Here is a 26,969-nt window from a genome sequence, read left to right on the forward strand (position 1 = left end):
CAAACCAACACCCAACTCGGGTCCGCAAGCGCGTCGGAGCGTTGACTGCAGTTTGTATGGTGGCGACGATGACATCGACGCCAGCACTCAACGCGGAAGCTGCCCCCGACGCTGCGACTCCGAGCCCCGCGGTATTCGTGGAGGAAATGACCGGCCAGCACGCCGCCACCGATACCAAGAAGGATTGGGATATCGGAGCGACGGACCTCGGCGTGATGTGGGAGGACGGTGAGGGCGGCATCCTGACAGCGTTCGGCGACACCTTCACCACGCCCGGAAAGGACGGCGCCGGCGTCGATAACTGGCGCTCGAACGTGCTGCTGCGCTCCACTGACAAGGATCTCGCCGACGGCATGACCTTCGACTGGGCGCTCACCGGCGAGGACGGCAAGGCCAAGGGCATCATCGAGGGCAAGAAGAAAGACAACGATGAGATGACGGTCATCCCCACCGCCGGCATCGCAGTGGGCAAGCGCCAGTACCTCGACTTCATGTCGGTGCGCCACTGGGGAGAGCCCGGCCAGTGGGACACGAACTTCGCCCAGATGGCGTACTCCGACGATTTGGGGGAAACCTGGAAGACCGACGACGCCCCGCGCTTCGACAACCCCGACGGCAACGACCCCCTGCAGATGAAGGCCTTCGCCAAAGACAACGGATTCATCTACGTCTTCGGCACCCCGAACGGGCGCCTCGGCGACGCACACCTCGCCCGCGTCAAGGAAGGCGATCTGCTCGACAAAAGCGCCTGGGAGTTCTACACCGGCTCAGCCTGGACGAAGGACTACGCGTCGATCACTCCGCTGATGAAGGGCCCGGTTGCCGAGCTGTCGGTACGCAAGGACCCGCACTCAGGCCTGTGGCAGATGGTCTACCTCGACGGCAACGCCGACCTCGTCTTGCGTACGGCTACCGAGCCGACGGGGCCCTGGCAGGAACCTCAGGTGCTCGCCACCCAACAGGACTACCCGGGGCTGTATGGCGGTTTTATGCACCCGTGGTCGCCCAAGGGCGAGCTCTACTTCGCAATGTCGGTGTGGAACGAGTACAACGTCGCGCTGATGAAAGTAACCCTCGACGACAAGGGCAAGATCACCTACCCGAATCTGTTGGTGGATCCGTCCTTCGAGCGCAGCGACAAGTTTGACGTTCCCGGCGGCTGGAGCCCGTCGAACCGTGGGGGCATTGACACCCAATCTGCGTGGGCAAATGTGGGCCGCCGGCAATTCTGGGTACGCGCAGCCGGCGGCGAACACCTGATGACGCAGAACGTCGCCGTCACTCCGCACACGGATTATCGCCTCACCGGATGGCTCACCACAGGAGACACCGTCGGCGGTAACGCCGGTGAAGGCAGGATCGGCGTGCGCCCAACTGAGGTCGGCACCGACACCATTGCGCAGAAAACATTCGGTGACCTGCGCGGGTACACGAAGTTCGTCGTTGAATTCAATTCCGGCGAGCACAGGAATATCCAGGTGTACGCAGGCTCGACGATGACCGGCGATCGCTGGGTGCAAGGCGACGACTTCAGCCTCGTCGCACTAGGCGAGCCCACGCAGGAGGCCGACCCCGAGCCGGCCACGCCGCCCGTGACGGTTCCGTCGCTTACTGACTGGAGCGCCGCTGGGGGCTCCTGGAAGCTCGGCGACCAGACCCGCATCGTCGCGCCCGAAGAGTTCCGCGCCAGCGCAGACCTGCTCTCGCGCGAGATCGGCAACTACCGCGACGGAGCCCCCGCGCAGTTCGTCACCAGCGGCAAACAAGCGAGCGACATCGAGGTGCGCATCGATCCCGCCAAGCAGGACGAGCTCGGCGACGAGGGATACTCCCTCAACGTGAGCGCCGACGGCGTCACCATCGTCGCTGCCACCAAAGCAGGCGCGTTCTACGCAACCCGCACCGTCTCGCAGCTGCTGCGCCAAGACACGACGCTTACGGCGGGGCACACCGTCGACAAACCGAAATACCCAGAACGCGGCCTCACCCTCAGCGCCTACGAGGTGAACATCTCCGACGAGTGGATCGACCGCATGCTCGTCGAGATGGCTGACCTCAAGCTCAACCAGGTGCTGCTGCAGATCAAGGTGAAATCTGACAAGTACCCCAAGCTCAACACGTGGAGCTACTACCCGAAGGAGCAGGTGAAGAAGTTCGTCGAAAAGGCGAACGCCATGGGCATCGAGGTGATTCCGGAGATCAATTCGCCCGGCCACATGGGCGTCGTGCTGGAGAATTATCCGGAATTCCAGCTCATTGATGACGAGGGAAAGCACCAGCCCAATCGGCTTGACGTCTGCAATCCCGATGCGGTCAAGTTCTACCTGGACCTCATGGATGAGTACATCGAGGTGTTCCAGCCGAAGCAGTGGCACGTCGGTTCGGACGAATACATGTTGGGCAGTGACCCTGCGCACTACAAGCGTCTCGTTGAGTGCGTGCGCGACAAGTTCGGCGATGAAGCGGTCACTGGTGATGCGTTCGAAACCATCAACAACGCCGTGTTCGACTTCGTGAACACCGTCAATGCGCACGCCAAGAGCAAGGGCCTGACGCTGCGCATGTGGAACGACGGCATCCATGGCGCGACGAAGGTGCAGCTCGATTCCGACATCGTGGTGGAGCACTGGATCGACCGCGGCGTCCCCGCCAAGTCGATCCTCGATCGCGGGCACAAGATCATGAATGCCTCACTGGCGCTCTACGACACCCGCCACCCCAACGAGGACATTTCCATCCACCCGGAGAATCTGTGGACGTCGAGATGGCACCCCGGCGTGTTCTTCGGCAGCCATGGGAGCGTCGAGCCGGGGCACCCGCAGCTCACGGGCGTGAAGGCCTCGATGTGGGTGGATCACGCTCAGGCCATGACGGAAAACGCGCAGGCCGAACGTATCCGCGACGGCCTCCGCTTCGTCGCGCAGATGGGTTGGACTGGTAATCACGGCGGCAAGAGCTGGAACCAGTTCAAGTCGGATATCGACGCTGTGGGGCGTTCGCCGCAGTGGATGAACGTCGACGATCAGCCGTTGGAGGAGGGCATGTACCGGTTCTCGCTCCACGGCGAGCCGAACAAGGTGCTGGGCGAGACGGGAATTGAGCCCGACGTGTACGGCACCGATACGTGGTACCTCACGCCCACGCCGGATCGCTACTATCAGCTGCGCTCCAGCGTGACGGGCCAGTGCCTCGCGATCTCGAAGGGTTTCGAGACACTTGGTGTTGTCACCGAGATTGGTGCCGCGCCCAACTTCGAGCCGTGCCGATCCATTGAGGATCAGTCTGCGAACAAGCAGAAATGGCAGATCATCCGCGACGGTGACGGCATCTACCGGGTCACCAACGCCACCACCAACGCGGTGCTTTCGGAGACTGATGGCGACGAGGTTCGTCCTCACCGCAACCTGGGCGGGAAGGAGTACCCGGAGCAGGCGCTCGAGGCAGGCAAGCTCGCGCAGCTTCCCGGCGATATGAGCGATGACAGGTGGAGCATCACGCCCGCCGTCGGGTTGTCGTTGCAAACGGAGCGCACGCAGCTCTGGCCAGGTCAGATGGCGAAGCTCACGATGAAGGTCATCAACAACGGCACCGTCGACATCCGCGACGCGACGCTGCACGCGCAGTTCCCCGAGGGCTGGCAGGTCTCTGACCTGCCCGAGATTCCGGTGGTCCCGGCCGGGGAGAGCAAGGAGTTCACATTGACGCTCACGAACGTCGACGCCGCCCTCGGCAAGGCTTTCCTGCCGCTCATTCTCGACTCGAGCGCTGGCAAGGTGAGCGCAGGCGTGGTGATGGAATCCGTCTGTGGCGAGCCGACGACGCCGAAGTTCGTCTCGGCGGACACGGAGCAGATGTGGGGTGAGGGCCCCGGCAGCGGGCCGGGCAGCGCCGCCGTCGACGGTAATCCCGCCACCTATTGGCACACGGAATGGGACACCAACACGCCCTTCCCGCACGAGATCGTCGTCGATACCGGCGAGGTGCAGGATCTGTGCGGTTTGGGGCACCTGCCCAGGGCGGGTGCGAAGGCTCGACAGGCCAAGGAGTACGAGATCTACGTCTCCGACGATGGCAAGGACTGGGGCGAACCCGTGTCGAAGGGAACGCTGGAGCGTGTCGACGACTGGCAGCAGCTCTCGTTCGACGCGCGCGGCCGGTACGTGAAGTTCGTCGGCCTGAACGCATGGCCGGATTCGGACGAGCCCGCCGAGGACAACCCGTGGATGGCCGTGGCGGAGCTCACGGTGACTGCGAAGTCGGGCGACTCACGTCCGGGAACCTCCACGGCCCCCGGGATGGAACCAGCGATCGTCGAGATCGAGCTGCCCGAGCCGGAGCCGCAGCCGGGTCCTGTTCCCGAGCCGGAGCCCGAGCCGCAGCCTGATCCTGAGCCCGAGCCGTCAGGTCCTCAGTCGGACCCGTCGGATGAGGTGATGCCGGGCCCGTCGCAGAAGCCACAGCCGCCGAACCTCGGCGCTGATCGTCCGCGGCCCGGCTTGCCGAGGACGGGGTTCTAATGAAGGCAGGCCTCTGACACGTGTTCCGCAACTGAGCGGAATACGTGTCAGAGGCCTGAGCCTTTGTTGGAGGTCAGCTGCTGTGGATCCCGACATCGTCGTCCTCGGCGGCGCCTTCACCCCGGTGGCGCGGCTGGGCGTGCCCGCCTTCGAGCGCGCGTTCGCGGGGATGATGGACCGCCCGCCCCGGGTCCTCGTGTCCGAGCTGGACCAGTTCGGTGCTGCCCACGGTGCGGCGCTCATCGCGCACCACGAGATCATGCGCACCATGCTCTCCCCCATCGACGGCGTGGCGAAGGAGGAGCTCGACACCTTCCGCGCGTTGCGCGAGCACCAAAGCTGACTGGACTTCCTTGTTTTCTTGACCAAGTCCAGAAATGCGCTAGGCTGGTGGCATGACGATTCTGGAACCGGTGGACCACGCAGCGTCGCTGCGTGCTGCCGGGCTTCGCGTCACCAGCCCCCGGCTCGCCACGCTGCAGGTCATCCAGCAGCATCCCCACTCCACGGCCGACGACGTCGCGTCCGCCGTGCGGGAACGACTGGGCACGGTCTCGAAACAGGCGATCTACGACGTCCTCCACGCCCTCACCGACGCGGCCCTGCTGCGCCGGGTGGCCATCGACGGTCGTGGCTCGCGGTACGAGCTCGAGGTCGGGGACAACCACCACCACGTCGTCTGTCGCGAGTGCGGCAGGCTCGAGGACGTGCCGTGCCCCGTCGGTGCCGCGCCCTGCCTCGAGCCCCCGGTCGACCACGGGTTCGAGGTGGACCAGGCCGAGGTGATCTACCGAGGACTGTGCGCCAGATGTCGTCAACCAGCCCCAACCACCACGCATGAAGGGACCAATCATGACCAAGTTTGATCCGTCCATTCCCTCCACCACCGAGACCGGCGAGCCGCGTCAGTCCGACGCCCACTCGCTCAGCATCGGCGCCAACGGCCCGCTGCTCCTCCACGACGTCGCCCTCGTCCAGAAGCTCGCCCGCTTCGACCGCGAGCGCGTTCCCGAGCGTTCCCCGCACGCCAAGGGCTCCGGCGCCTTCGGCGAGTTCGAGGTGACCGGCGACGTCTCCAAGTACACCAAGGCCGCCTTCCTGCAGCCCGGTGCCAAGACCCGCATGCTCGCCCGCTTCTCCACCGTCGCCGGTGAGCTCGGCTCGCCCGACACCTGGCGCGACGTCCGCGGCTTCGCCCTGAAGTTCTACACCGACGAGGGCAACTTCGACATGGTGGGCAACAACACCCCCGTGTTCTTCCTCCGCGACCCCATGAAGTTCCCCGACTTCATCCACTCGCAGAAGCGCATGCCGGCCTCCGGCCTGCGTGATGGCAACATGCAGTGGGACTTCTGGACGCTGAGCCCCGAGTCCGCGCACCAGGTCTCCTACCTCATGGGCGACCGCGGCCTGCCGAAGTCCTGGCGCAACATGAACGGCTACTCCTCGCACACCTACATGTGGGTCAACGCCGAGGGCGAGCGCTTCTGGGTGAAGTACCACTTCCTCACCGACCAGGGCGTCGAGAACATGACCAACGAGGAGGCCGAGGCTCTCGCCGGCAAGGACGCGGACTTCCACCGTCGCGACTTGTTCGAGGCCATCGAGCGCGGCGAGTACCCGAGCTGGACCCTCCACGTCCAGGTCATGCCGTACGACGAGGCCAAGGAATACCGCTTCAACCCGTTCGACCTCACCAAGACCTGGTCGAAGAAGGACTACCCGCGCATCGAGGTGGGCCGCTTCACCCTCAACGAGAACCCCACCAACCACTTCGCGCAGATCGAGCAGGCGGCGTTCTCCCCGTCGAACACCGTGCCCGGCACCGGCGTGAGCCCCGACAAGATGCTGCTCGGCCGCGTCTTCTCCTACCCGGACGCGCAGCGCAACCGCATCGGCACCAACTACAACCAGCTGCCGGTCAATGCTCCCGTCTGCCCCGTGAACTCCTACGACAAGGAGGGGCAGATGCAGTACCACCACAGCGGTGACGCTCCGGTCTACGCGCCCAACTCCTACGGTCGCGGCTACCAGGAGGTCGAGGGCCCGGTGGACAACGGCTGGGAGGCCGACGGCCAGATGGTGCGCTCCGCGTACACCCTCCACAGCGAGGACGACGACTGGGGCCAGGCGCACACCCTCGTGCGCGAGGTCTTCGACGATGCCCAGCGCGCCCGTCTCGTCGACACCCTCGCCGGCCAGGCGCCGGACCTCGACGACATCGTCTACCCGCGCTTCATCCAGTACTGGAAGAACATCGACGCCGAGGTGGGCGCCGAGCTCGAGGCTCGCGGCCGCGACGGCAAGGGCGGCGACAACCCGATGGGTGCCGGCGACGCCGAGTGACCCGATCCCGCGGCTGACGCCGTCGGGAGCGTGACAAGGATCAAGCCTTGTTGCGGAAAACCGCAACAAGGCTTGATCCTTCTTCGTCGGTCTGCGCTCAGATGGTGTTGAGCGCCTTGTTCGGCAGCTGGGCGCCGTAGTGCGCCCGCATGTTGACCTTGCGCTCGAGGTCGGCGATCGCGGCGGGGGAGAAGTCGATGTCGTACAGCGCCTCGCACGAGCCGAGCCCGCCGGGGCTGAAGACGTTGACCTCCACGGCCTCGGCCTTGCCGCCGTCGGACATGTTGGAGCGCATGTCGGAGTCGGACGAGCGACGTCGGAATGCGGCGATCCGGCCGTCCACCTCGAGGGGCTGGCCGTTCATGACGAACATGCGCACGTCGCCGTTCTTCGCCTCGGGGAGGTACTCCTGCGCGACGACGTAGCCGTCGCCCCGGGCGGCCTGGTCGATGTCGTTGCCCGCCATGACCTGGTGGAGATCCAGGACGACGGTGACGCCGGGGCCCATGGCCTCGTCGAGCTCCTCGGCGTCGAGCCGACCAGCTCCATGCGCTTCCTGCAGGACGCGCAGCACGGCCTCACGGTCGTGATCACCGATGCGGTAGCGGCTTCCTCTATGCGGCCAGCCTAGCCGCAGAAGGGCCAGTCAGGACTGGGGGCGCAGCAGGGGGTAGAGGATGGTCTCACGGATGCCCGCACCCGTGAGCAGCATGATGAGACGGTCGATGCCGATGCCGAGTCCGCCCATCGGGGGCACGCCGTATTCGAGTGCCTCGATGAAGTCGGTGTCGAGCTGCATCGCTTCGGGATCGCCTGCCGCAGCCTTGAGCGACTGCGCCGTGAGCACGTCGCGCTGAATCACCGGGTCGATCATCTCGGTGAAGCCGGTGCCGCGCTCCATGCCGCCGATGATGAGATCCCATGCGAGCACCTTGCCCGGATCATCCTTGTTGATGCGCGCCAGCGGCTGGGCGACGGCGGGGTAGTCGCACACGAACGTCGGCTGGATGAGCGTCGGCTCGACGATCTCGCCGAAGAGCTCCATTACGAGCTTCCCGGCGTCCCACGCCGGATCCACTTCCACGCCGCGCTCGTCGGCGAGGGCGCGCAACTCGTCGGCAGGGGTGTCGACGGTGATCTCGCGCCCAAGCTCCTCCGACAAGCGGGGATACACCGGCACCCAGGGCCACTCGCCATCCAGGTCGATGGTGCCCTGCGGCGTCTCAACCTGGCGGGTGCCCACCGCGTCGGCGGCGGCCAGCACGATCTCTCGTGTGAGCTTCCCGACGCTGAACTGATCGCCCCACGCCTCGTAGGCTTCGAGCATGGTGAACTCGGGGGAGTGCGACGAGTCGACGCCCTCGTTGCGGAATACGCGCCCCATCTCGAACACCCGGCTGGCTCCGCCCACCATGGTGCGCTTGAGGTGGAGTTCGAGGGCGATGCGCAGACTCATGTCGATGTCGAACGCATTGAGGTGCGTGCCGAACGGGCGCGCCGCCGCGCCGCCGTGCAGAAGCTGCAAGATGGGCGTCTCTACCTCTAGGTAGTTCTGCGAGTACAGCGTTTCGCGCACCGCGCGGGTGATGGCGGAGCGTTTGCGCACCATCTCGCGCGCCTCGTCGCGCACAATCAGATCGACGTACCGACGACGCACGCGCGACTCCTCCGAGAGGTCCTTGTGCATCGTCGGGAGTGGACGCAGCGCCTTCGACGCCATGCGCCACTCAGACGCCATGACCGACAGCTCTCCGCGCTTCGACGCGATCACTCGACCGGCGACCCACACGTGGTCGCCGAGGTCGACGTCGGACTTCCACGCAGCCAGCGCTTCTTCGCCCACCTCGGCGAGCGAGAGCATCACTTGGAGGCGCTCACCGTTGTTGTCAGGGGTAAAGCCGTCCTGCAACGTGGCGAACGCAAGCTTGCCCGTGTTGCGGATGAACACCACCCGGCCACCGACGGAGACCTCGTCGTTGGTTTCTTCCCCGGCCTCGAGGTGGCCCCATCCTGCGCGGACCTGCTCGAGCGTGTGGCTGCGTTTCAGGTCTGCGGGGTACGGTTCGACGCCCGCGGAGAGGAGGCGGTCGCGCTTCTCTTTCCGGATGGCGGTCTGTTCAGAATCGGTAGGCAGGTTCTCGTCAGTCACGCTTCGCATCCTAGCTTGCGGCGGCGGAGCGCGCCGATCACCTTGTACCGTAGGCGGCATGGAGACTCCCATCTCGCCGAGGCCGCAACCCGACGTCGACCCGCGTCGGCCTGAGTTCTTGCGGTACTCGCTACCGGTGACGACGACGAATACGCTGCCGGACATGTCCGAGATCATTGGCGTGGTCGTCGGGGTGGCGACGCGGCCACGCGATCAAGCGCACAACCCCGACATGCTCTACATCAATACACGGGCGCGCCAGGACGCATTGGGCGCGATGGTGATGCAGGCCAAGGAGGCAGGGGCCGACGCTGTGATCGGCGTGCGGTTCGATTCCGAGCAGATCTCCGAGTCGGTAGGGGAGATCACCGCCTACGGTACGGCGGTGAAGATTGCAGACACGACGCTCGAACCTCCGCGCCCGCGGCCACGCGCACACGGGGTGGGTCAGCCGTCGCCGTAACGTGGATGGCGGAGGAGCTCCGCGTGGAAGGCGCTCGCTACTTCCAGAGGGTCATGAGGGCGAGGCTAGCGAGGATGAGGCCGATGGAGATGCCCAGGTTCCAGTTGCCGAGTGCCTGCATGAACGGAATCATTCGCCCAGCGAGATTCCAGACCACCATCCACAGCACGCCCAACAGACCAACGGGGATGAACACCCACGGCACCCAGTCACGTCCACCGCTGGCAAGCTTCGTCGTTTGCTGACGCTGTTCAGCCTGCTCGTGGCGCTGCTTGGCAAGCTTCTTTTTGGCAGCTTCCTTGCGCACTCGTGATTCTGGCACTGTTCCTCCTTGCGGGTTCGCGCCAATGCTAGTTCAGCTGGCCCCATAACGCCACGCGAGCTCGGGTGCGGCCGCGGGGGTAACCCGATATCCACACTCGTTTGCTGAAATGAGCGTTTTGGGGCCGATTTGCGAAACGCGTGTGGATATCGGGTTAGCCAGGTGATGAGAGGGGTGTGGTTTCGATACGCCGCTTCGGGCGCTACTCAATCACCGGGGTGGCGCAGGGCACTACTCAATCACCAGACGTGGCCTGGGCGTTCGTGATGCCGAGGACGCCGGAGAACGCGGGCATCTCGACGACATCGAGGCGCTCCTGCGCATACCCCAGTCCGTACGCATCGACATACTCCCGGTAGACCCGTACCGCATCCGCAGTATCGAGGGCCTGTTCCATTTTGTCGGGACTGCCGATGGCCTCGATCACGTACGGCGGTGCGTACGGGACGCCGTGCAGCACGACGGTGTTCCCCACGCATTTGATGCCCGTCGTCGCGATCACGCGCTGGTTCTGGATGGTCATGGCCTCGGCCCCGCCAGCCCACAGCGCGTTCACCACCGACTGGATGTCCTGCTGATGCACGACGAGATCGTCGTCATCCACGCCGGCCGGCTTCACATCAGCAGGGGCATCCGTCAGCGTGACGCGCACGCCAGGCCCGGCCACTGGCGCCGTCGACGCAACCATCTCAGCCTCGCTCGTGTCTCGGCGTATCTGTCCAAGCGAAAAATCCCGCGACGACAACTCGTCGACTTCACTTCGGAGGGTGTCGATCTGTTCCTGCAGTTGCCTATTCTGCTGGGCATGCGTATTGATGAGGTCGCGCAGGGACACGTTGCGGTCGTTGCGCAGGTCGGTGCCCCTTGCCGCGATGCCGGAGACGGTGATGAGCAGGCCCGCCAACACGAAGACGAGCACAGTCGCCACGCGCCCGGCCCGCGTGCGCGGAAGGCGCTGCGGCCGGCTCAGCCGCGGCAGCTTGCGTCGTCCATCCACACCCGCCATGGTATGCGACGCCACCCATCGATGGCACAATGACGCCGTGGCCCGAATCCTCGTCATCGACAATTACGACTCGTTCGTCTACAACATCGTCCAGTACTTGCAGCAGCTCGGCGCAGAGGTAGACGTGTGGCGCAACGACGACCCGCGGTTCGACGACACATCCTGGCACGACCCCTACGACGGCGTGCTGCTATCCCCGGGCCCCGGTACGCCGGAGGCCGCCGGCGTCTGCATCGACGTGATCCGCGACCTCGCCGGACGCCTACCGCTGTTCGGCGTCTGCCTTGGTCTGCAAGCCATGGCCGTGGCGTTCGGCGGCACCGTCGACCGCGCGCCAGAGCAACTGCACGGCAAAGTATCCGACGTGTTCCACGACGGCCGCGGGGTGTTCAGGGGGCTCCCATCGCCGGTGCGCACCACCCGCTACCATTCGCTCGCGATCATCGAGTCGACGCTCCCCGCCGAACTAGAGATCACCGCGCGCACCTCGTCGGGTGTGGTGATGGCGGTACGGCACCGCGAGCTCGCTCTCGAAGCCGTGCAGTTCCACCCAGAGAGCGTGCTCACCGAGTGCGGACACGAGATGCTGGGCAACTGGCTCGCAGAATGCGGCGCTGAGCGCTAGTTGTTGTCGTCGCCCTCGTCGTCGGAGGGCGGCTCCTCCGGCGCCTGCGCCACCGACAAATTGATCGTCTCGCCCTTGCTCAGCGAGGCTCCCGGGTTGACGCTCTGCTGGAACACGAGGCCCTCCGGATGGTCAGCAGTGGGCACTGGTGTGACTTCCACCTTGAACCCGCTCTGCTCGGCGAGTTGCTGGGCACGCTCGGCGGTCATACCCGTGAAATCGGGCACCTCGGCCGTATCCGATTCGCGGGCGACGGTGAGAGTGATGGTGCTGTCCGGGTCGACGGCGCCCGTCGGCGTGACCTTGATGACGTTGCCTGCCGGCTGCGCGTCGGTCTCTTCCTCGACGAACTCGATCTTCTCCTTCTTGAACCCAGCCGCGACGAGCTCGTCGATGGCGGCTTGCTCCGTCATGCCCACCAGGTTTCCTGGCACCTCGATGGTTTTCACCACGTAGGTGTACACCTGGAGCTGCACCTCGCTGCCCTTAGCCACTTCGCTGCCGCCGTCGGGGTTGGAGCTCTTCACCGTGCCGTTGTTGCCCTCGGTGGCGCCGTCGGATACTTCCTCGACGACGGGCGACAGACCGGCATCGCGCAGGCGGTTCTCGGCGTCGGCGCGCCCGAGTCCGACGACGTGCGGCACCGCCACCATCTCGACGGTGGGCGTCGGTGAGGGGCTCTCGCTCTCAGTCTCAGAAACGGACGGTGACGGTGAGGGTGACGGCACCGCTTCACCGCCGGGCTCTCTGTTCAAGAACAGCAGCATGGCAATGACGCCGATCACCAGGAGGCCAGCGAGGATGCTGATCGCGATGATCGGCCCCTTGCTGGACTTCTCTTCTTCCAGCTCCTCTTCGGCCTCCGCAGCATTCTCAGGGCCTGCATGCGCGTCGTGCTCGACCCCATGCGCAGCCAGCGGTGCCCCCGCGGCGGGTGGGGCGGCACGTCGGGCGGTAGTGGTGATCGGGTCACTCGCGATCACCTGGGTGGGGGCATCGGTGGCGTGGGAGCGAGGAGCGGGCCGGACGGGCTGGTTGTTCAGCACCCGTACGATGTCTTCGCGCATCTCCGACGCATCCTGATAGCGGTCGCGTGGGTCTTTCTCGAGCGCGCGCATCACGATGGTGTCCATCGCCGGCGTGACTTCCGGGTCACGCTGCGACGGCGGCACCGGCAGCTCGCGCACATGCTGGAACACCACGGATACGGGGGAATCGCCTTGGAACGGGGGCTCCGAGGTGAGCAGCTCGTACAACAACACGCCGACGGCGTAGATGTCGGAGCGGTTATCCACCTTCTGCCCGCGGGCCTGCTCAGGCGACAGGTACTGCGCGGTGCCGATCACCGCGGCCGTCTGGGTCATCGTCGCGGAGGTGTCAGCGACGGCGCGGGCGATGCCGAAATCCATCACCTTCACGGTGCCGGGCGGGGTGAACATCACGTTGGCGGGCTTGATGTCGCGGTGGATGATGCCAGCCCGGTGCGAATACGCGAGCGCGTCGAGCACACCGGCGGTGAACTCGAGGGCCTTCTCAGGGACGATCTTGCGGCCGCCGCGCAGCACCTCGCGCAGCGTGACACCTTCAATGAGCTCCATCACGATGTACGGCACCATGACCCCCGACGCGGGGTCGGCTTCCTCGCCGGTGTCGTAGACCGCAACGATGTTCGGGTGATTGAGGCCAGCAGCGGCCTGAGCTTCCCGACGGAAACGTGCCTGGAAGGTGTTGTCGGAGGCCAGATCGAGGCGCAGACGTTTGACGGCGACGTCGCGCTGGAGTCGGGTGTCTCGGGCACGCCAGACCTCGGCCATGCCACCTCGCCCGATGACCTCATCGAGCTCGTATCGGCCGCCGAGCAAAGTTCCGCGCTCAGTCATCGCCTCGTTCCTTTCCAACTTCTCAACATTCTGGCAGACCGACGTCCGATTACAAGGCGCATCATTGTAAAGCCTGCACTACGGAACGGAAGATTGGCGCTGCCAGCCGCCCACCTGAGATGTCGTCGCGGGCCACCCCTGCATCTTCGATGAACACCGCCACCGCAACCTTCGGGTCTTCTGCGTAGCCGACGAACCACGCATACGGTGCGCGCTCTTTCGACGTTTGCGCCGTGCCCGTCTTGCCGCCGAGCGTGACCCCGTCGATGCGTGCCGAGCGCCCCGTACCCTCCCGCACGACGGTTTGCATCATCTGCTGGAGCTGTTTCGCGGTTGCCTCAGAGATGGGCGTCGACTGCTCCGTCGGCTTCGTGCTGGACAGCACCTGCAAATCGCGTGTCACCACGTCCTTCACCAGGTACGGCTTCATCATCTTGCCGTCGTTGGCGATCGCGCCCACCACTTGCGCCATCTGTAGCGGGGAGCTGGCGACGTCGAACTGGCCGATCGCGCTCAGCGCGGTCTGCGCTTGGTCGGCGTCGGTGGGGTATTTCGAACGCGCAGCCTGGATGTCGATCTGGCTGTCCTGGTTGAAGCCGAACCGCTCAGCCATGTCTTTCATCGTGTCGGCACCCAGATCGAGTCCGAGCTGCCCGAACGCGGTGTTGCACGACGTGGCCAGCGCGTTCTCGAGCGTGGTGGTTTCGCCGCCGCAGTTCGTGGAGTTACCGAGTGAGTGGTTGGTGCCCGGCAAACGCAGCGACGACGGTGACGGGATCTTAGTATCGGGGCTGATGCCGTGCTCGAGCGCAGCAGCAGCGGTCACCAGCTTGAACGTCGATCCCGGAGGATAGATCTCTCGCACCGCACGGTTCTTCAGCGGCTCATCCTCCGCGTTGAGCAGCTGCTGCCAGCGCTCGCTCACCTCACCGGTATTCAGACCGCTCAGTTCGTTGGGGTCGTAGCTCGGCGTGGAAGCCAGCGCGAGGATCTCGCCCGTCTCATAGTTGAGCGCGACGACTGCCCCCTTGGAGTCGCCGAGCCCCTTCATGGCCGCGCGTTGCGCGCCGGGGTTGAGCGTCGTCGAGATGTTGGCACCGGTGGGGGTTTTGCCGGTGACCATGTCGATGAGACGGTTGAACGTCTGTTCCGACGCGGTACCCGCCAGGTCGCGTGCGTACGACAGCTCCAGGCCGGAGGCGCCATGGATGCGCGTGAACCATCCGGTGACGGGCGCCCACAGCGGGCCATTGGTGAAACTGCGCTGATAGGGCACGACGGCATGCCCGGTCGGTTCGCTTTCGGCGATGGGGTCGTTGCCGACGAGGATGGCGCCGCGGTCACGCGCGAACTCGGCGTCGCGAACCCGGCGGTTGAGCGGATGGTCGAGCAGCCCAGGCTGGCGGACTGTGACGAGCACAGTGAGGTTGATGAGTAGCGCCGCCATCATGCACGCGACGAAAATGCTGACTTTCCGCAGCGGTCCGTTCACGAGGCGATCAACTCCGTCGAATCACCCTCGCTCGCCTCCATCATCTGCGGAGTGGCGGTGGCGGCTTGCGGCATGCGCGCCCGGTGGGAGATCACCATGAGCAAGCCGACGAGCAACCAGTTCGCGAGCAGCGACGACCCGCCCTGACTCATGAACGGCGTGGTGAGGCCAGTGAGGGGCAGCAACAGCGTGACGCCGCCAATAATCGAGAACACCTGCAGCGCGAGGATGAAGCTGAGCCCGCTCGCGAGCAGCTTGCCGAAACCGTCGGGGCAGATCAGCGCGGTCTTCAGCCCGCGCATGATGATGAACGTGTACACGAGGATGATGCCCATCAGTCCGACGATGCCGATCTCTTCGCCCAGCGCAGTGGCGATGAAGTCGCTCTTCGCCAGCGGCGTGAGCCCTGGTCGGCCTTCGCCCCATCCCTGGCCGAACAACCCGCCCCAAGCCATGCCGAATAGACCATTGATGATCTGCCCGTTCGCGTCGGTGTTGGCGAACGGATCCAACCAGTTGTGCACGCGCTTCGGCACGTGCGAGGTGAACAGGTATGCGGCTGCTGCTGCGGCGATGAACATGAGGAAGGCCAGGATGGGCCAAAATGCGCGCTGCGTGGCGACGTAGAGCATCACCGTAAACAGGCCGAAGATCAGCAGCGCCATGCCCAGGTCGCGCTGGAACACCATCACCATGAGCGCCATCGTCCACATGATGGCGATGGGGATGAAGTCTCGCGCCCGGGGGATGGTGATGCCCAGCACCTTCTTGCCGGCGAGGGCGAGCACGTCGCGCTTTTCATAGAAGTAGGCGGCGAACGCGATGGCGAGCGCAATCTTCGCGATCTCGGCAGGCTGGAAGCTGAACTGTTTGACGCGAATCCAGATGCGCGCACCGTTCAGCTCAACGCCGAGCGGGGTGAGCGGCAGCAACAACAAGAACAGCGAGAACAGAAACAGCAGATACGGGTAGCGCTGCAAGCGACGGTGATCGGGCATCCAGCAGGCGACGGTGATGAACACGGCCACGCTGAGCAGCGTCCACACCAGCTGCATTTCGGCGTCGTGCTTCGGCACGTCGGGGATGAGGTCAATGCGGGCGATCATCGCCAGACCAATGCCATTGAGTAGGAACACCGACGGCAGCAGCACTGGGTCGGCGTACGGCAGCTTCCACCCGACCGCAATGTGCGCAGCGATGCCGAGCCCAAACCAGATGATGGCTGCGCGCACCCAGTCGAGCGGCAACGCGCCGGTCACATTCAGGTGCACGGTAACCCAGCTGCCGTACCCGATGGCGAGCGCCAGGAGCAGCAACCCGAGCTCAACCCCGCGGCGCTTCCGGTAGACGATCACCTCGCCTGACAGCTCAGGCTGGACAGCAACACTCATGTCAGCAGCTCTCGGGGTCTGCCTCCGCCGTGGCGGTAGGCGTCATGGGGGCGAGGTGCGTCGGGAAGCCGGCTTCAACGTCGTTCGCCTGCTCCTGGCCTTCCGGCACCGGCAGGCCAGGAACCGACGCGACGGCCGTCGGCGACGGGCTGGGGGAGGGAGCAGCATTGACGGGTTTGAGCCGCTGGTCCCGCACCGCCCGGCAGCGCTCCGCGAGGCCGCGCAACTGCTCCGCTGTGGCCCTGCCCGCGTCAAGATCTTGCACTGCAATGGTGTTATTGACCGCGTTGCGATGGAACTTGGGTAGGTCATCGACGGCGACGTCGGTGCTCTCTGCGACGGTGTTGAGCGGCATCCCGAGCAGCGAGCCCGGCATGCCGTTGTAGATGGCGACGGTGCCCGCCGCAGGCGCGATGTAGTAGCGGGAACTCACGAAACGCTCCAGGCCCCAGGCCCCCACGCCAATCACGAGCGCAACGGCCATGCACGCCGAGAACAGGCCAACCCATCCTCGCCCGGAGTCTTTGGGAGCATAGCGGGCGCTCTCGTCGGGTGTTTGCTCGGTGGCCTCGGCTTCCGGCGCGGGCTTCGGGGCCGACGGATACCCGCTCGGCTTACCAGATTTCGCAGCCAGGGCGCCGATCTTCGGCACCTCCACCTCGATGGCGGAGCCGAACAGCTCACCGGGGCGTTCGTCGAGCGCATCGTCTTGTGGCACCAGCTCGCCGATGACGATGGTGATGTTGTCGTGTCCGCCGTGTTCGTTGGCGAGTCCGGCGAGCTCAACGCAGGCGTCGTCGACATCCTGGCTGGCCAGCACGTTGCGGATGGTGGCGTCGTCGACGAGGCCGCTCAACCCGTCGGAACAAAACAGCAGGCGGTCGCCTTCAGCGACGTCGAGGAGGGTGAGGTCGGGATCGAAGCCCTCCTGCCCGTTCAGCACCTTCAGGATGAGGGAGCGATGGGGGTGCGTGGCGGCCTGCTCGGGGGTGAGCCTGCCCTCGTCAATGAGCGATTGCACCCAGGAGTGGTCGTGGGTGAACTGGGTGAGTTCGCCGTTGTGGAGGAGGTAGCCGCGGGAGTCGCCGATATGCCCGACGGCGAACTGCTCGCCGTTGAACATCGCCCCGCAGAACGTGGTGCCCATACCGTCGATAGAGGCGTCTTCTTCCACGAGGTCGCTGATTTTGAGATTGGCGCGGTTGATAATGCCAGCGATGGCGGCGAGCATGTCGTCGGGGTCGCTAAGCCTGCGGTCGGTGCGCTTGGCTTCCGTGGCGGCGACGGCGGAGGCCAGGTCGCCGGCTGCGGCGCCGCCCATGCCGTCGCACACGAGGAGCATCGTCGGCGACGCGTAGGCCGCGTCCTGGTTGTTCTTGCGCACGCGCCCGACCTCGGAGTGGGCGGCCCAGCGGATGGAGTACATGCCTCAGGCCTCCAATCGCATCAGGGTGCGGCCAATACGGACCACGTCGCCGACGGTGACGGGCACGGGTTCGTCGCCGACGCGTTTGCCGTTGACGAACGTGCCGTTGGTGGAGTTGAGATCGCTCACGAGCCAGGTTTCCTGGTCACGCTGCACGAGCTGGGCGTGCCGGGCCGAGGAGAACTCGTCGTCGAGTAGCAGGGTCGAATCAGCGGAGCGGCCGAGGTTGATCGTCGGTTGCACTTCGACGGCGATGCCCTGCTGCGGGCCGTTCGTGATGGCGAAACGCGTGGGCACATGCTGGAGGCGGTGATGTTCAGGACGCCCGCGATCGGCTGGGATGGCGCTGAGTGATGATGCGGGGACACGGCGGCCGAATACGTCGGAGCGAATTGTGCCTGCCACGAAGAAGATGAACAGCCACAACAGCAAGAGGAAGACGATTTTCGTCGTCGCAACGATGAGCTCGGACACGCGGTTACATCTCCGACGGCGCGTGCACCAGCATGCGCGTGTTGCCGATCTCGATGCGTGATCCTTCTCTCAGAGCCGTCTTCGTGACCTTCGTGCCGTTGACGGTGACGCCATTGGTGGAGCCTAGATCTTCAATCGTCACCACAGGGCGCTCCGGTGTGCCAGACACCGTGATGAGCGCGTGTCGACGAGACACACCCGGGTCGTTGAGACGTAGGTCGGAATCGGCTCCACGGCCCACCACCAGGCCCGGCGGAACGAGGGGATGGCGCACACCGTGCACCTCGACGACGAGTCGTCCGCCCGACGCGCTGGCGTCGGACTTTCCTTCGACGGCCTCGCTACGGATGGTGAACTGCCCGGTGGGGAGGTGCTCTTGCAGCTCGTACTCGATGACAATCGGGCCGCTGAACACGAAGTTGTTCTCGGCGGCGTGCTCGCGGATACCAGGGAGGATCTCGGCGTTCAGCGTGCGAGCGTACGGGAAGAGACGCTCATAGTCGTGTTGCGAAAGGCCGACGAGGAAGTGATTAGGGACGAGACGCTTGCCCTTGCTGAGCAGCTTCGACTCGGCCTCGAGTTCTCGTTGGATGCCTGCGGCAATCTCGACGGGCTGCACGTCGCCTTTGAAAGCGCGCGCGAACACCTTGCCGACCACAGAATCGATCTTGCGTTCCGCCTTGTCGAAGACGCCCACGGGATCCTCCTCTCGCTCGCTACTGGCCCAATCCTCGGCAAGTGTACCTACTTGCCGTGCAAGGCCGCACTCTCGACGTCGTCGCCCGCCCAGCCGAGCGTGTCGACGGAGTTCGCGAACGCCGCCAGCACCTGCTCGGCGCCTTCGAGCGCGCTGAGCTCTTCCGTGGCGAGCTTGGCCTCGACCTCCGCCGCGACGGCCTGCACCGACGGCGACGTGCGCAGGGCCTCCTCCAGCTCGCCGCGCACCATATTCCACAGCCACTCGCGCTGCTGCTCGAGGCGACGTCGGGTGAGTACGCCCTGCGCTTCCAGTTCTTCACGGTGTTTCACGACGGCGTCCCACACCTCGTCGAGGCCCGCGCCGGTGTAGCTGGAGCACGTGAGTACGGGGGCGCGTCGCTTCTCCGTGTCGCTGGTGACGAGCTTCATGGCGATGCTCAGATCTCGAGCAGCGACGCGCGCCTCGCCCTCGTTGTCGCCGTCGGCCTTGGTAATGGCGATGACGTCGGCGAGTTCGAGGATGCCGCGCTTGATGCCCTGCAGCTGGTCGCCTGTTCGCGCCACCTGGAGCATGAGGAAGGTGTCGACCATCCCCGACACCGCCACCTCCGACTGGCCCACGCCCACCGTTTCGACGAGGACGACGTCGTAGCCAGCCGCCTCGAGCACCAGCATGGACTCGCGGGTGGCGCGCGCCACCCCGCCGAGATGCCCGGCCGATGGTGAAGGACGGACGAAGGCGTCGTCGAGCGACGCGAACTCGCCCATGCGGGTGCGGTCGCCGAGGATGGAGCCTCCGGTGCGGGAAGAGCTGGGGTCGATGGCGAGCACGGCCACCTTGTGGTGACGCTCTTGGACGAGTTTGATGCCCATGGCGTTGATGAACGTGGATTTGCCCGCACCAGGCACGCCCGAGATGCCCACCCGGAACGCCTTGCCCGTTTCAGGGGCGATGGTTCGCAGCAGTTGGTGGGCCAGCTGACGGTGCTCAGGGTTGGTGGACTCCACGAGGGTGATGGCGCGAGCGATGTGCCCTCGCGACCCTTCGCGGATGTGAGAAGCCAGTTCGTCGACGTTGATCTTGCGCACGTCATCAACCCTATCTCGGGCCTCCGACAATTCCGACGGTGGGTGCGGCTGGGTCGAGACAGCATCACGTGAACACCTCGTGGGAACCCGATGGCGGGCACCTCACCCCGGCCGATTGCACCCGTGATGTGGTCGTTACTGGGGAGTGCCCCGGTCGTCAGGTAATATTGGGCGAGCTGTGCCCTTGGAAGAAAGGTGAGTGCGTGATGCACATCGAGCGTTCCAAGCAACACGTTCGGGTATTCGCTGCGAGTGCTGGAGTGATGGCGTTGGTGTTTGCGTCTCTTCCCGGCCAGGCATCGGCGGCCGAGGAGCCTGTCGCGCAGGTATCCGCGAACCCCGACGTAGCGATGCAGTACCAGTGGTCTATCACGAACACCGCATCGAAGTCGTCGCTAGGCACAGTGCCGGGCGGATCCACAGTCTCCACGCAGTACGCCGTCGTGGCCACCCCCGGCGACTATGAATACACGCGCGCCGTGATTGCCGGCAACGTATCGATCACCAACCCCAGCCCCTCCGATGAGCTCTCCATCAAAGTAACGGTGGAGGGCTCTGACGCCGCCTGGGCCTGCGAGGCTGCTACGCCGACGGTCACCGTCAAGGCAGGCGAGAGCGCTACCGTTGCCTACGATTGCATCCTGTCCGGCGACGCCGAGCCGCACGAACAAGCCAGCATCGACGCCGTCATCGCGTGGTCAGGTGCTGGCGGTGAGGGCACCGTGAAGTCGAGCACCGCGTACCAGCTCAACCCCACGCAGACCAACCGCGAAGTGGTCGTCGAAAGTACGTTCGACGGTGGCGCCCCCGTAACGCTCGGCAGGGCCCAGTGGACGGTGGAAGGCAAGCCGGTTACGTTCCGCGACACTCGCGAATTCACGGCCGCCACGAAGCCCGGCAATTACACCGTGACGAACCAGGCGCGCATCGGCAGCTCCGGTGCGCAAGCCGCGGCGGCGGTGACGTACACCGTCGAGGAGCCCAGCCCATCCCCATCTCCGGACGCGCCGTCGCCGAGTGAGAGCCCGGAGGCACCCTCGCCGAGCGAGAGCCCGGAGGCGCCGTCGCCGAGTGCCACGCAGTCGGCCAACCCCAGCACGCCGACGCCGGGCGAGAGCCACAGCGACGGGAATCGTCGCCCCTCGCCGGGTATGCCGCCCACGGGTGTCAACCGGTAGCGAGCTCGCTGCGCGGGGCGGTTCAGCGGTGCTCGCCCAGGTACGCGAAATAGTACGTGGTGCCGTCGGTGCACGTGATGATGTCGAGGTCGCCGTCGGTGCGCTGACGGCGAGGGCGCTGTTGCTGATGCGCCAAGAGCGCGTGCACGTCGTCGACGTACAGCACCCGCCACGGTGACTGTTTCGTGCCGTCACCCGAGCGCACCATCGTGCCGAGCGCGTGCCACGCCAGTTGCTCCTCGGCGCGGGCCCGATCCATGTCGCCGAGCGCCAGGAACCCTCGCGCGAGATAGGCGTGCACCACGGGGCTGAAGAAGCCCGCGGGCAGATGCTCCTCCAGGAGCCGGACGGCGTCGTGTTCCCTGGATTTCTCGAGAAAGATCTCCACCGCCGGCAGCCACGACAGATATCGGGTGTAGTCGGGGCTCGCGACGATGGCCTGATGCAGCGTGCTGAGCGAGGCAGCGTCGCCGACGTGTTGGTAGGCGGCGTACGCTGCTTCGATCGGTTCGGGCAGTGGGTTCACTACGCCCGACCTCGAGCCGGCAGCGGCGGCACACCGGAGCGTTCGTCGAGCCAGTGGCTCGCCTCAGCGTCCGGCTGCAATGTCGGGAAGGCGGTGATCGGCTCGCCGTGACGCGCGTGGTGGAGTTCGTGGCGGAGAGCGTCGAGCGCGGAAGGGAGTTCGAGCGTTTCCGGAGCGACGAGTACCGTGCGGCGTTCCCAGTCATAGCCAGCAGGGCCGTCGAGGGCGGTGACCTCGACGGCGGTATCGGGGATGCCGAGCTGGCGGGCTTCGCGTTCGGCTGCCATCACGATGACCTCCGCGGCGCGGGCGGGGGCGTCGTCGATGATGGAGCGCCAGCGCTCCTCGAAGCTCGGCGCGGCGACGCCGTGGCCTGCGTGCGGGCCGAGAGCGCAGTGGAGCGCCTCGACGGCGGCTTCCTCGATGTGGGCCAGCTCCTCGCGAGCGGCGGGGAGCAGCGCGGTGCACCAGCGTGCGCGCGTGGCTGCGTCGGTGCCGCCAAGGGCGTCGAGTATGGCTGCGTACCTCGCATCGAGCGCGTTGATCTCTGCGAGCGCCCGGGACGTCGCTTCGGCCGCCTCAACGTAGCTGTTGGCCACGACGCGGGCGTCGGCGGCGAGCTCACCCAGCTTGGCCGCGCTGCCGTCGGGGCGGGCGGTGTAGGCGGCGAACGCGTCGGCCGTCGGACTTGCGTTGCTGTCGAGCACGGTGCGCGTGGCTGCCCGCACGTCGCAGGCGGCGGTGCCTGCGGCCTCAGCGAGCGCGACGAGCGCGTCGGCGCGGGCGCGGAACGCGTCGGGTGTGAGGTGGGGTACTGATAGCCCGAGTTCGACGAGGGCGTCCATCAGATCTCCTCAGCCCACACGTCGGCCGAGCGCGCCTCGATGGCTTCGTACTCCCTGGCCGTCTCCACCATACGGGCCGCATCCTCGCGGGCGAGCGTCGTTGCATCGTGTATCCGCTGCGCTAAGGCGCCTGCGATGGCTGCGTCGAGGCGGTAGGCGGCAGCATCAATCCTCGACGCATGGCCTACGAGCTCCAGCGCCTCGAGGTCACCGTCGGGCAGCAAGGGAGTGCGCAACGAGTGCGCGCTGGTGTGCACCGCGTCGGCGGCGTGCTCGACGGCTTCGCCGCCGCGACGCCAGGCGGACGGTGTGAAACGGATCATGATGCCTCCTCAACCTTGAAGGCTAGGTGCGTCGGGTGTCAGCGTAGCTGAGTGCTGCTACTCAGAGGCAGCGGGGCGAGATGGTGCCACGCCTCCGATAAGGCTGTGGGCCCGCCCCTTGGAAGGGAACGGGCCCACGATGCTGCGATCAGCCGATCATTCCGCGTCGAGACGCTCGTTGAGCTTGGTCAGCAAGTCAACGGCGCACTCTGGAATGTTTGTGCCGGGCGGGTAGATCGCGTCGGCGCCGTGGTCGCGGAGCTCCTGGAAGTCCTGCGACGGGATCACGCCACCCACGACGATCATGATGTCCTGACGGCCGAGCTTGTTCAGCTCCTCGCGCAGGGCCGGCACCAAGGTGAGGTGGCCGGCGGCGAGCGAGGAGGCACCCACGACGTGCACGTCGGATTCGACGGCCTGGCGTGCGGTCTCCTCGGGGGTCTGGAACAGCGGGCCTACGTCGACGTCCATGCCCAGGTCGGCGTACGCCGTCGCGATCACCTTCTGGCCACGGTCGTGACCGTCCTGGCCCATCTTCGCGACGAGGATGCGCGGGCGTCGGCCTTCCTTCTTCTCGAACTCTGCGACGAGCTTGCGGGCCTCGTCGACGGACTCACTGGATCCGGATTCTGCCTGGTACACACCGCTAATGGTACGGATCTGCGCCGTGTACCGCCCGAATACCTTCTCCAACGCGTCGGAGATTTCGCCGACGGAGGCCTGCGCGCGCGCTGCCTCGATGGATACCTGCAGCAGGTTGCGGTCGGGATCCGTCGGATCCGGGTTCGCCGCAGCCCACGTGACGCGCTCCAAGGCAGCCTGGCAGGCTTCCTCGTCGCGGCCAGCACGCAGACGCTCGAGCTTCGCAATCTGCTGCTCGCGGACGGACTTGTTGTCCACCTTGAGCACCTCGAGCTCTTCGTCGTCCTCCACCTGGTAGCGGTTCACACCGACGAGGCTCTGGCGCCCGGAGTCGATGCGGGCCTGGGTGCGGGCGGCGGCTTCCTCGATGCGCATCTTGGGGATGCCAGCCTCGATAGCCTTAGCCATGCCGCCGGCTTCCTCAACCTCGCGGATGCGCTCCCATGCCTTGCCAGCGAGCTCGCGGGTGAGGCGCTCGACGTACGCCGAGCCGGCCCACGGGTCGACGGTCTTGGTGGTGCCGGACTCCTGCTGGATGAACAGCTGGGTGTTGCGGGCGATGCGGGCCGAGAAGTCGGTTGGCAGCGCGATGGCCTCGTCGAGGGCGTTCGTGTGCAGCGACTGCGTGTGGCCCTGCGTCGCGGCCATGGCCTCGATACAGGTACGCGCGACGTTGTTGTAGACGTCCTGCGCGGTCAGCGACCAGCCGGAGGTCTGCGAGTGCGTACGAAGGCTCATCGACTTCGGGTTCTTCGGGCCGAACTCCTTCACGAGCTTCGCCCACAGCATGCGCGCGGCGCGCATCTTGGCGACCTCCATGTAGAAGTTCATGCCGATCGCCCAGAAGAACGACAGACGCGGCGCGAACTGGTCGACGTTCAGGCCCACCGACTCGCCAGCGCGGATGTATTCGACGCCGTCGGCCAGGGTGTAGGCCATCTCGATGTCCGCCGTCGCGCCGGCTTCCTGCATGTGGTAGCCGGAGATCGAAATCGAGTTGAACTTCGGCATGTTCGACGAAGTGAACGCGAAAATGTCGGCGATGATGCGCATCGACGGCTGCGGCGGGTAGATGTACGTGTTGCGGACCATGAACTCCTTCAGAATGTCGTTCTGAATGGTTCCGGTCATCTTCTCGTATGGCACTCCCTGTTCCTGCGCCGCGACGATGTACAGCGCCAGGATGGGCAGCACCGCGCCGTTCATCGTCATCGACACCGACATCTGGTCGAGCGGGATGCCGTCGAACAGCTGACGCATGTCGAGGATGGAATCGACGGCCACACCGGCCATACCGACGTCGCCGGCCACACGCGGGTGGTCGGAGTCGTAGCCGCGGTGCGTGGCCAAGTCGAATGCAATCGACAGACCCTTCTGGCCAGCGGCGAGGTTGCGACGGTAGAACGCGTTCGACTCCTCAGCGGTGGAGAATCCGGCGTACTGGCGGATGGTCCACGGCTGGTTGACGTACATCGTCGGGTAGGGGCCGCGCAGGAAGGGCGGCATGCCCGGGTAGGTGTGCAGAAAGTCGAGATCGTTCAGATCGGTGTCGCCGTAGAGCGGCGGAACGAGGATCTGCTCCGGCGTCTGCCAGCCCTCTGAGTAGCCGGCTGCCTCGAGGATTTCGTCGTATTTGTGGTGATCCTTGCCAGGCACCGCATGGCCGAGATCAACATTGTTGAAACGAGGGAAACTCACTTGGCTACTCCCATCAGGTCGAAAGCGGACTCGAGCAGCTCGACCACGTCCATGCCGTCGAAGACGTTGCCGTCAATGACGGATTCGGGGTTTTCTGCTCCGAGCTCCTTGAGTTGACCCGCGAGGAGGACGCGCTGGGCGCCTGTCTCCTTGAGGGCCTTGGCTACTGCCATGCCGTGCTCGGCGTACATGGCGGCGTTCGAGCACAGTACCGCGAGCTTGGCGCCCGATTCGGTGAACTGGCGTGCGAACTCCAGCGGGTCGGTGCTCTCCACGAGCTGCGTCTCGATGCCGCCGACGTGGAGCAGGTTCGACGTGAAGCCTTCGCGGGGGCCGTAGTGGCGACGCTGACCGATGCAGGCGAGGAACGCGGTGGGGGTGTTGCCCTCTTCCTTCGCGGCAGTTGCGCGGTCGCGCAGGGCCTCGAAGACCTCCGCGTCGCGGATCGGCTTCAGCCCGTTCAGCTGAGGTGCTTCGGGGCGGGGGCGCACCGTCGTGACGTCCTTTTCGAGGTGGTTCGGGAACGTCGAGGTGCCGGTGATGGGCAGCTTGCGGGTGGCAAGCAGCTTCGCGCGGTTGACGTTCAGCTCATCCAGCTGGGCCGCGACGGTGCCGTCGGCGAGCTTCTTCGCGAAGCCCTCGGCGTCGAGATCCTGGAACACCTTCCACGCGGCCTCGCACATCTGCTCGGTCATCGACTCGACGAACCAGGAACCGCCAGCCGGGTCGTTCACGCGGCCAACGTTGGATTCCTCCGACAGCAGCACCTGCACGTTGCGGGAGATACGACGGGAGAACTCGCCCGGCAGCCCCCAAACGGTGTCGAAGGGGAGGACGGTCTGCACTTCCGCCATGCCGGCGGCCGCCGCGAACGACGCGATCGTCGCGCGCAGGATGTTCACGTAGGCATCCGAGCGGGTCAGCTCGCGCAGCGAGGTGACGGCGTGCTGGATCGCGCCGCGGTTGTCGTCGGAAACCTCCAACACCTCGCCCACGCGGCTCCACAGGGTGCGCATTGCGCGCAGCCTGGAGATGGTGAGGAACTGGTCGGTGGTTGCCGACACGCGGAACATGATCTGGCCGAACGCCTCGTCGGCGGTGAGACCGGCGTCGACGAGCGCGCGGACGTATTCGACGCCCACCGCGATGGCGTAGGCCAGTTCGTGCACGTCGCCTGCGCCGGCGTTGTTGTAGATCGTCGCGTCGACGACGATCGGGCGCACGTTGGCGAACGGCTTCGCGAGCTCGACGGCCTCCTTCAGCACGCTCAGGTCGGGCTCGGTGCCGGCCAGCGCTGCGGCACCGATCGGGTCGATGCCGAGGTTACCGGCAACCTTGTCGGCGTCGCCCTTGGCGAACACGTCGACGAGGGCCTTCGCCGCGTCGAGTTGCTGCGTCTTGGAAGTGAGGTAGATGGGGGCGAGATCGATCAGCACACCGTCGAGGACGGTGGCGACGTCGCTTGCCGCGATGGCGTCGGGGTCGACACGCAGGAACACCGACGTGCCGCCGCGCTCCAGGTCGGCGAGGATTTGCTTCTTCGTGAAGGCAGTGTCGCCGTCCTCGTGGAGCTGGGCGATTCCCCAGGCCCCTTCCATCTGGCCAGTGCGCACCGTCGAGCCGCGCGTGAAGGGGGCGACGCCGGGGTATCCCAGCTCCTCCACGCCGTCTTCCTTCTTATACAGCGGCTTGATCTCGAGGCCATCGACCGTGTGACTCGTCAGACGCTTGTAGGCCTGCTCAATGTCTAACTCTTTACCTTCTGGCCGCCTCCGATTCAGCACCTTGAGCACTTGCTCTTCCCACTGATCCTGGGTGGGGGTGTCGAAGTCGGCGGCCAGGTTGAAGTCTTGCGTCTCAGCGCTCATAGCTCTCCAT

At 65.7% G+C, this 26,969-nt stretch carries 23 protein-coding genes; 7 read left to right on the top strand and 16 right to left on the bottom strand.

Annotated elements, in window-relative coordinates; translation table 11 throughout:
• Positions 1-68 precede the first annotated feature (68 nt).
• From Q0X68_RS04355 to Q0X68_RS04370, 4 genes are all read left to right on the top strand, one after another.
• Positions 69-4,517: a DUF4185 domain-containing protein gene (locus Q0X68_RS04355; protein WP_297748098.1), complete on the top strand. Its 4,449-nt coding sequence runs from the start codon at positions 69-71 to the stop codon at positions 4,515-4,517.
• An 82-nt stretch (positions 4,518-4,599) separates the two neighbouring features.
• Positions 4,600-4,860, top strand: a complete 261-nt coding sequence (locus Q0X68_RS04360; RefSeq protein ID WP_297748102.1) for a hypothetical protein — start codon at positions 4,600-4,602, stop codon at positions 4,858-4,860.
• Positions 4,861-4,912: 52 nt separating this feature from the next.
• On the top strand, positions 4,913-5,383 hold the full coding sequence (locus Q0X68_RS04365) for a Fur family transcriptional regulator (protein ID WP_297748104.1): 471 nt from the start codon (positions 4,913-4,915) through the stop codon (positions 5,381-5,383).
• Positions 5,370-6,863 (top strand): catalase, encoded by a 1,494-nt coding sequence (locus Q0X68_RS04370; protein WP_297741586.1) that lies wholly within the window; start codon positions 5,370-5,372, stop codon positions 6,861-6,863. Before Q0X68_RS04365 ends, Q0X68_RS04370 begins: the two co-directional genes overlap by 14 nt.
• 97 nt (positions 6,864-6,960) lie before the next feature.
• On the opposite strand, the gene Q0X68_RS04375 is transcribed toward Q0X68_RS04370, so the two are convergent.
• Together Q0X68_RS04375 and lysS are read right to left on the bottom strand one after the other, a co-directional pair.
• Positions 6,961-7,509, bottom strand: coding sequence for a DUF1707 domain-containing protein (locus tag Q0X68_RS04375; RefSeq protein ID WP_366127721.1), 549 nt, complete (start codon positions 7,507-7,509; stop codon positions 6,961-6,963).
• Positions 7,510-9,012, bottom strand: a complete 1,503-nt coding sequence (lysS, locus tag Q0X68_RS04380) for a lysine--tRNA ligase (RefSeq protein ID WP_297748107.1) — start codon at positions 9,010-9,012, stop codon at positions 7,510-7,512.
• Positions 9,013-9,070: 58 nt separating this feature from the next.
• Here lysS and Q0X68_RS04385 point away from each other — a divergent pair, with 58 nt between their 5' ends.
• Positions 9,071-9,475, top strand: a complete 405-nt coding sequence (locus Q0X68_RS04385) for a YbjQ family protein (protein ID WP_297748111.1) — start codon at positions 9,071-9,073, stop codon at positions 9,473-9,475.
• Between the two features lie 37 nt (positions 9,476-9,512).
• On the opposite strand, the gene Q0X68_RS04390 is transcribed toward Q0X68_RS04385, so the two are convergent.
• A complete protein-coding gene (locus Q0X68_RS04390; protein ID WP_108871264.1) occupies positions 9,513-9,797 on the bottom strand; it encodes a cell division protein CrgA in 285 nt (94 codons plus the stop codon).
• 235 nt (positions 9,798-10,032) lie between these two features.
• On the bottom strand, positions 10,033-10,794 hold the full coding sequence (locus Q0X68_RS04395; protein ID WP_297748115.1) for a DUF881 domain-containing protein: 762 nt from the start codon (positions 10,792-10,794) through the stop codon (positions 10,033-10,035).
• Positions 10,795-10,840: 46 nt separating this feature from the next.
• On the opposite strand from Q0X68_RS04395, the gene Q0X68_RS04400 reads away from it, so the two are divergent.
• Positions 10,841-11,428, top strand: coding sequence for an aminodeoxychorismate/anthranilate synthase component II (locus Q0X68_RS04400; RefSeq protein WP_297748118.1), 588 nt, complete (start codon positions 10,841-10,843; stop codon positions 11,426-11,428).
• Here Q0X68_RS04400 and pknB read toward each other — a convergent pair.
• From pknB to meaB, 7 genes are all read right to left on the bottom strand, one after another.
• Positions 11,425-13,308 (bottom strand): Stk1 family PASTA domain-containing Ser/Thr kinase, encoded by a 1,884-nt coding sequence (gene pknB / locus Q0X68_RS04405; protein WP_297748121.1) that lies wholly within the window; start codon positions 13,306-13,308, stop codon positions 11,425-11,427. The genes Q0X68_RS04400 and pknB overlap by 4 nt on opposite strands.
• A gap of 61 nt (positions 13,309-13,369) precedes the next feature.
• Positions 13,370-14,758 carry a penicillin-binding protein 2 gene (locus Q0X68_RS04410; RefSeq protein ID WP_366127723.1) on the bottom strand — a complete coding sequence of 463 codons (1,389 nt, stop codon included), beginning with the start codon at positions 14,756-14,758 and terminating at the stop codon, positions 13,370-13,372.
• 38 nt (positions 14,759-14,796) lie between these two features.
• Positions 14,797-16,191: an FtsW/RodA/SpoVE family cell cycle protein gene (locus Q0X68_RS04415; RefSeq protein ID WP_297748127.1), complete on the bottom strand. Its 1,395-nt coding sequence runs from the start codon at positions 16,189-16,191 to the stop codon at positions 14,797-14,799.
• Position 16,192: 1 nt separating this feature from the next.
• Positions 16,193-17,617 (bottom strand): PP2C family serine/threonine-protein phosphatase, encoded by a 1,425-nt coding sequence (locus tag Q0X68_RS04420; RefSeq protein ID WP_297748131.1) that lies wholly within the window; start codon positions 17,615-17,617, stop codon positions 16,193-16,195.
• A 3-nt stretch (positions 17,618-17,620) separates the two neighbouring features.
• Positions 17,621-18,091 carry an FHA domain-containing protein gene (locus Q0X68_RS04425; protein WP_297748134.1) on the bottom strand — a complete coding sequence of 157 codons (471 nt, stop codon included), beginning with the start codon at positions 18,089-18,091 and terminating at the stop codon, positions 17,621-17,623.
• A 4-nt stretch (positions 18,092-18,095) separates the two neighbouring features.
• A complete protein-coding gene (locus Q0X68_RS04430) occupies positions 18,096-18,788 on the bottom strand; it encodes a DUF3662 and FHA domain-containing protein (protein WP_297748137.1) in 693 nt (230 codons plus the stop codon).
• Between the two features lie 47 nt (positions 18,789-18,835).
• Positions 18,836-19,879: a methylmalonyl Co-A mutase-associated GTPase MeaB gene (gene meaB, locus Q0X68_RS04435; protein ID WP_297748140.1), complete on the bottom strand. Its 1,044-nt coding sequence runs from the start codon at positions 19,877-19,879 to the stop codon at positions 18,836-18,838.
• Between the two features lie 203 nt (positions 19,880-20,082).
• On the opposite strand from meaB, the gene Q0X68_RS04440 reads away from it, so the two are divergent.
• Positions 20,083-21,057, top strand: coding sequence for a hypothetical protein (locus Q0X68_RS04440; protein WP_297748143.1), 975 nt, complete (start codon positions 20,083-20,085; stop codon positions 21,055-21,057).
• Positions 21,058-21,079: 22 nt separating this feature from the next.
• Here the strand turns inward: Q0X68_RS04440 and Q0X68_RS04445 are convergent, their stop codons facing one another.
• The 5 genes from Q0X68_RS04445 to mutA all read right to left on the bottom strand — a co-directional run bounded on the left by Q0X68_RS04445 (position 21,080) and on the right by mutA (position 26,959).
• Complete coding sequence (locus Q0X68_RS04445) at positions 21,080-21,583, bottom strand: hypothetical protein (RefSeq protein ID WP_297748146.1); 504 nt, start codon at positions 21,581-21,583, stop codon at positions 21,080-21,082.
• On the bottom strand, positions 21,583-22,428 hold the full coding sequence (locus Q0X68_RS04450) for a hypothetical protein (protein ID WP_297748149.1): 846 nt from the start codon (positions 22,426-22,428) through the stop codon (positions 21,583-21,585). Before Q0X68_RS04450 ends, Q0X68_RS04445 begins: the two co-directional genes overlap by 1 nt.
• Complete coding sequence (locus Q0X68_RS04455) at positions 22,428-22,751, bottom strand: hypothetical protein (RefSeq protein WP_297748152.1); 324 nt, start codon at positions 22,749-22,751, stop codon at positions 22,428-22,430. Before Q0X68_RS04455 ends, Q0X68_RS04450 begins: the two co-directional genes overlap by 1 nt.
• Before the next feature lie 156 nt (positions 22,752-22,907).
• Positions 22,908-25,091, bottom strand: a complete 2,184-nt coding sequence (gene scpA, locus Q0X68_RS04460; protein ID WP_297748155.1) for a methylmalonyl-CoA mutase — start codon at positions 25,089-25,091, stop codon at positions 22,908-22,910.
• Positions 25,088-26,959 carry a methylmalonyl-CoA mutase small subunit gene (gene mutA, locus Q0X68_RS04465; RefSeq protein WP_297748158.1) on the bottom strand — a complete coding sequence of 624 codons (1,872 nt, stop codon included), beginning with the start codon at positions 26,957-26,959 and terminating at the stop codon, positions 25,088-25,090. Before mutA ends, scpA begins: the two co-directional genes overlap by 4 nt.
• Positions 26,960-26,969: the final 10 nt, after the last annotated feature.

The sequence above is a fragment of the uncultured Tessaracoccus sp. genome, from assembly GCF_947286155.1.
In the GTDB taxonomy this organism is placed as follows: Bacteria; Actinomycetota; Actinomycetes; order Propionibacteriales; family Propionibacteriaceae; genus Arachnia.